1 protein-coding gene and 2 pseudogenes are annotated in these 2,189 nt (G+C 59.3%); all 3 read right to left on the bottom strand.

The genetic code is table 11. From position 1 onward, the window contains the following. Positions 1-94: 94 nt before the first annotated feature. Positions 95-1,426 (bottom strand): ABC transporter substrate-binding protein, encoded by a 1,332-nt coding sequence (locus B7X30_RS15505; protein WP_286731838.1) that lies wholly within the window; start codon positions 1,424-1,426, stop codon positions 95-97. Positions 1,427-1,490: 64 nt separating this feature from the next. Next, positions 1,491-2,000: pseudogene (locus B7X30_RS15500) on the bottom strand (branched-chain amino acid ABC transporter permease); the annotation flags it as partial. Continuing rightward, positions 1,997-2,189, bottom strand: a pseudogene (locus B7X30_RS15495) (IS630 family transposase); the annotation flags it as partial. The pseudogenes B7X30_RS15500 and B7X30_RS15495, both read right to left, overlap by 4 nt.

The raw sequence follows: 2,189 nt of genomic DNA, 5'->3' as shown, positions 1-2,189 counted from the left end.
GGCGAATTGCTGCCGCACAACTGGGCGAATACCAATCCCCCTGCACTCAGCACCTGACCTTCACTTCGGGTGTCAAGAGGGGTTGGCGGGACGCTTACATTTCCTTTGCGCAGTCGCGCGGCGTAATGTTGTGCTCCTTGGCGTATTTGGCTGCGGCCTCGCGGACCATGGGCTTGATGATCTGCATGTCGGCCTCATACCAGGCGTCGTGCATCACCCACTTTTTCCCGTCCCACGTCTGCATGCGCGCCCAGCTTGATCCCATGTGGTCATCGCAGGTGGTTCGCAGGGGTCGAAGCTGTCCTTCGATGCCCAGTCTTTTCAGCGCAGCGTCATTGAAGTTCAGATTCTCCAGGCCCCAGCGCACCTGCTCCCCAGTCATGGGTTTCTTGCCATATTGTTCTTGGGAGCGGCGCACGCCTTCGACTGCGAGCATGGCGGAATACAGACCGCGGTTGTAGAGCACTTGGCCGACCAGATCCCGTGCGCCAGTGCCGTTGTTCTTGTCATAGACGTATTTCAAGATGTCTTGCTGCACCTTGCCGACTCCAGCGCCGTACTGCATGGCAAGCGCGTTGTAGCCTTTGGCGGATTCGCCAACATCCTTCACATCCGGTTCAGCGCCAGACCACCACACGCCATACATCCGATCCAGTGGATAGGCTGTGGCGACGGCCTCTTTCAGCGCGGTTGCATTCATCACGCCCCATCCCCACAGCAGCACATAATCGGGCCGTTCCCGGCGGACCTGCAGCCAAGTCGCCTTCTGCTCGACGCCAGGGTGGGTGACCGGCAACTTGATGAACTTGAAACCGTGCATCTTGGAGCGGGCCTCAAGCATCGCGATGGGCTCTTTCCCGTAGGGCGAGTCGTGATAGACGAGTGCGATCGTCTTTCCCTTGAGCTTTCCGGCCCCGCCCTCACGCTTGCTGAGCGCCTGCACGATGATGTCCGCCGCGGTCCAATAGGTGCCGAGCATCGGGAAGTTCCACTTGAAGACTGCGCCGTCGGCGGATTCAGACCGTCCGTAGCCTGCGGTGATCAGCGGAATCTTGTCCTTTGGGGCTTTTTCCGTGAGAGCAAAAGTCACCCCGGTGGATAGTGGTTGCACTACGGTGGCCCCAGTCGGGCCTTTCCCTTTGAGGCGCTCGTAGCATTCAACGCCGCGGTCTGTTGCGTAGGCCGTCTCGCACTCCTCCCAGGTGAGCTTTACGCCATTGACGCCACCATCTCGTGCATTGATCATTTTGAGATAGTCGACGTACCCGTTGGCCCACGGTACGCCGTTCGGGCCGTAGGGGCCGGTACGGTAGACAAGCACTGGGAAGAACTGTTCATTTGCCGCAGCCTGCGCCAGCGGGCCAGCGAGCGAGGCTGCCAGCGCGACCATGGCGGTCGCGCCCAATAGGGTTTTTCGCATGTTCATGAGGGTCTCCTTCATCGTTTTGGTGAGGTCAGGCAAGGTGCGGCGATTACGCCGCTTGGAAAACTCAGTGCGGAAAAGGCCATAGCCGCAGTTTGTTCTTGGCCGTGCTCCATAGCTTTGCCATGCCATGCGGCTCAGCGATCAGGAACAGCACGATCAACACCCCAAAGGTCATCAACTCCAGGTGCGAAATAAAACTAGTGGACGCTTGCAGCCCGAGAAAGCTGAGCAGGCGGTTGAGAAAAATGGGAAGCAGCACGATGAAGGCCGCACCGAACAGACTGCCCATCACCGAGCCCAGGCCGCCGATGATGATCATGAACAGCAGCTTGAGCGAGAGATCAATATTGAACGCGGCAGGCTCCCAGGATCCGAGATGAACGAAGGCCCAGAGTGCGCCCGCGATGCCGACAATGAAGCTGCTCACGGCGAACGCGGACAACTTGGCACGCACCGGAGAAATTCCGATCACGCTGGCCGCCACATCCATGTCGCGCGTGGCCATCCATTCGCGACCCTTACGGCCACGCACCAGGTTTTTGACGAGTAGGGCGAGAACGCTCAGTATGGCTAGTGCCCTGTCCCGCTGATACGTGAGCAAAGTCGATGCAGCTTTTCGAGGATGGAGTCGGCAGTAGCGGTCCACTTGAATGGCTGGCAGTTCATGTTGTGGGCGGCGACGAAGTGGTCGATGCGTTGCACGAGTTGTTTGACGCTGGTGAACGAGCCGCGGCGAATGGCCTTGTCGGTGATCAGCGCGAAG

This window comes from Thiomonas sp. 13-64-67, from assembly GCF_002282795.1.
In the GTDB taxonomy this organism is placed as follows: domain Bacteria; phylum Pseudomonadota; class Gammaproteobacteria; order Burkholderiales; family Burkholderiaceae_C; genus Thiomonas; species Thiomonas arsenitoxydans.
Note: the sequence above shows the minus strand (reverse complement) of the source record. Positions and strands in the feature narration are given on the sequence as shown.